The following is a 3,188-nucleotide window of genomic DNA, read 5'->3' as shown; positions in this document are numbered from 1 at the left end:
GGGGCAGGGAGCAGGGGGAGAAGAACGACAAATGACTAATGACAAATGACAAATGACAAATGACTAATCTACAAATTTTTCTAGATATTGCTACTGAAGCGGCTTTAGCTGCTGGTGTCGTTTTGCAAGGTTATTTAGGTAAATTAGAAGACGCAATTATTGAAAAAGGTCGCCCTGGTGATTTAGTCACTGCTGCTGATAAAGCCTCAGAAGAGGTGATTTTAGAAATTTTGCGCCGCCACTTTCCCGATCATTCTATTCTTGCTGAAGAATCAGGAAAATTAGGTAATCAAGAGAATGAATACCTTTGGGCAATAGATCCCCTAGATGGCACAACCAACTACGCTCATCAATACCCATTTTTTGCTGTTTCCATTGGACTGTTAATTAATGGCGTATCGCAACTTGGTGTAATTTATGACCCTTTCCATAATGAGCTATTCCGTGCTGCTGCTGGCTTGGGAGCAACACGTAATCGTCGCCCCATGCAAGTTTCGGTAACATCGGAACTGAATAAAAGCTTACTAGTGACAGGATTTGCTTATGATCGCCGCGAAACCTCTGATAACAACTACGCAGAATTTAGTCACCTGACTCATCTTACTCAAGGAGTCAGACGTAGCGGTTCCGCATCGCTAGATTTGGCATACGTTGCCTGTGGACGTGTCGATGGTTACTGGGAACGAGGGCTTTCTCCTTGGGATATCGCCGCCGGGATAATTTTGTTACAAGAGGCTGGGGGCAAAGTTACCGCCTACGATGGTACTCCTGTCAAAATTGAGTCAGGTAGAATTCTCGCCACAAATAGTTATATTCACGACTCTCTCAGTAACGAACTTTTACAAGTTCCACCACTGTCAGCATGGGTTTAGCAGGTGGGAGCTTTCCCCCTGACTTTGGGTAAACTAAAAAGAATCTAATTGCTGCTTTGGTGCAAAACCTCTATATGTCTTTCAAAATAGATCGTGGACTATTTAAATATGATTTCATAGATCATCACGCAGTTTTATGCGTTCCAGTGGATGCGGATGTTAAAGAGATTCGCAAACGCTATCTCAAAATTGCCCGCCGCTTACACCCGGATAGTAGTTTTACTGAAACTGATGAACAAAAACAGCTAGGGAACGAATTTTTATCAAAGCTGGTTAACCCAGCTTACGAAAAACTGTGTGGCGATCGCACTCGCACGGAATATATTTTAATTTTGTCGCAAATTGGCAAGCGCCTGCTACAAGAATCTACTTCAGTGACTCTCAACACCGAGTTGGCTAGACAGTTAGCCCAAACGCCTAATCTCGAGCATTTCTATAAAAGTGCGATCACTAAAATCGGCGAAACCCAATATGATTCTTTAGAGCAAGCACTGCAAGTCATTGCCCAAGTTAGTGAGTTGAATTTAGTGTATTTAATGCGGAGTGCAAGCAAACCATCCGCAGCGCCACGGCCACCTGCTCAACCCAATGTCGAATCAGTTACGCCTCAGTCAAATACACCACCAGCACCAGCACCACCAAAAGAAGACTCGATTGTAGAACAGTATATTCGTCGCGCTCAATCTTTGATTGATAAAAACCAATTTGCCCAAGCCAAAGTAGAGTTGCAGGATGCCCTGAAGCTAGAACCTAAAAATAGCCATTGCCATAGCTTAATTGCAATGGTGTATTTGAAGCAAAATCAGCTAAAAATGGCAAAAATCCACTTCGACAATGCTCTTAAATTAGACCCCAACGACCAAGCGGCTCTGCAATGGAAACCTAAAATCGATAGAGCTCTTGGACAACAACCAAGTGATCATAAGGTGACTTCATCCGCCAATAATGGAGATAAGCAACCAGATAAATCTGGTAGTGGTGGTTTGTTCGGTGGTTTGTTTGGTGGGAAGAAAAAATAATGGTGTATCAACCAGCAGCAGGAGCCAGGGATTTATTGCCCTTGGATGTGGAGAAAAAACGCTGGATTGAAGATAGATTACAGCAGGTGTTTCACCGTTGGGGATATCACAGGATTATCACCTCGACTTTAGAACGCATGGATACTCTGATGGCGGGGGAAGCAATCCAGCGCCAGATGGTGATTCAATTACAAAATGGCGAAGATGATGAATTAGGGCTACGTCCAGAATTAACAGCATCCATTGCTCGCACAGTTGTCACTCGCATGGCAAATGCAACTTATCCGCAACGGTTGTACTACAACGCTAATGTGTTTCGCCGCACTTGGGAAAGTAGACACAATCGCCAACAAGAGTTTTATCAAGCTGGGGTGGAATTATTAGGTGCTGGCGGGTTGTTGGCGAATGCGGAAGTACTACTGTTAGTAGCAGATTGTTTAGCAGCACTAGGGTTACGGGAATGGCATTTAATTTTAGGTGAAGCGGGAATTACCCGATCGCTCCTGAGTGCCTTTCCTGCTAATTTACAGGATAAAGTTCGCAGTGCGATCGCTCATCTTGATCGCATTACTATAGATACTTTACCTCTAAGTGATAAACTACGCGATCGCGCCCGAACCATGCTAGATTTGCGTGGCCCCAGTGCAGACGTGTTGCAAAAAGTTAGTAGTTTGGATCTAGACGAAGAACAGCGAGAGGCAGTAAATAACCTCAAGTCCCTAGTAGAATTACTGGAATCAGAGAAAAAATTTCCGTTAATCCTCGACCTCAGCCTCATCCAGACCATAGACTACTACACTGGTATAGTTTTTGAAGTTGTTAACGATACCGAATCTCAAGCCAGAGTTTTAGGGCGCGGTGGTCGCTACGACCAGCTTTTGGGGCTATATCATCCTCAAGGAGAAAACATACCTGGTATTGGTTTTGGACTCAGCATTGAGGATTTATACCAAGTTTTATTATTTACTCAGCAATTACCACAAGTGACTCCAGCGAGTGACTGGTTGGTAGTACCAGAGACGGCTAGTGCTAACGCCTTTGCCTTTGCTTACGCGCAAAAACTCAGAGATTCTACTGATTTAGTGCGGGTAGAAATTGATTTGGGAGGAAGGGACGCAGACGCTATTCGCCAATATGCAAGCGATCGCGGCATTGCCCAAATTGTTTGGATGAAAGCTAATGGCTCCCCAAAAATTGAACAATTACGTTAGTGGGAATTGGGAATTAGGCATCGGGAAGAGGCAGAGGAGCAGAGGAGAAAGAGAGCTAATTTTTTATTCTCCCCCCTGCCCCCTGC

The 3,188-nt window shown here is 44.3% G+C and carries 3 protein-coding genes; all 3 read left to right on the top strand.

Annotation, left to right across the window (positions count from 1 at the left end; genetic code table 11):
* Nucleotides 1-59: 59 nt before the first annotated feature.
* The 3 genes from ACFE90_RS37380 (at nucleotide 60) to ACFE90_RS37370 (ending at nucleotide 3,102) form a co-directional block, all read left to right on the top strand.
* Nucleotides 60-872, top strand: coding sequence for an inositol monophosphatase family protein (locus tag ACFE90_RS37380; RefSeq protein WP_375507275.1), 813 nt, complete (start codon nucleotides 60-62; stop codon nucleotides 870-872).
* 74 nt (nucleotides 873-946) lie between these two features.
* Nucleotides 947-1,891, top strand: coding sequence for a tetratricopeptide repeat protein (locus ACFE90_RS37375; protein WP_375507274.1), 945 nt, complete (start codon nucleotides 947-949; stop codon nucleotides 1,889-1,891).
* A complete protein-coding gene (locus tag ACFE90_RS37370) occupies nucleotides 1,891-3,102 on the top strand; it encodes an ATP phosphoribosyltransferase regulatory subunit (RefSeq protein WP_375507273.1) in 1,212 nt (403 codons plus the stop codon). Before ACFE90_RS37375 ends, ACFE90_RS37370 begins: the two co-directional genes overlap by 1 nt.
* Nucleotides 3,103-3,188: the final 86 nt, after the last annotated feature.

The organism is uncultured Nostoc sp. (genome assembly GCF_964245445.1).
GTDB lineage: Bacteria > Cyanobacteriota > Cyanobacteriia > Cyanobacteriales > Nostocaceae > Nostoc.
This window is presented reverse-complemented; position numbering and strand designations above follow the sequence as displayed.

What these genes read in the sequence shown, in the direction of transcription:
- ACFE90_RS37375 (WP_375507274.1), top strand. Translation starts at nt 947, where the DNA reads ATGTCTTTCAAAATAGATCGTGGACTATTTAAATATGATTTCATAGAT.
- ACFE90_RS37370 (WP_375507273.1), top strand. Translation starts at nt 1,891, where the DNA reads ATGGTGTATCAACCAGCAGCAGGAGCCAGGGATTTATTGCCCTTGGAT.
- ACFE90_RS37380 (WP_375507275.1), top strand. Translation starts at nt 60, where the DNA reads ATGACTAATCTACAAATTTTTCTAGATATTGCTACTGAAGCGGCTTTA.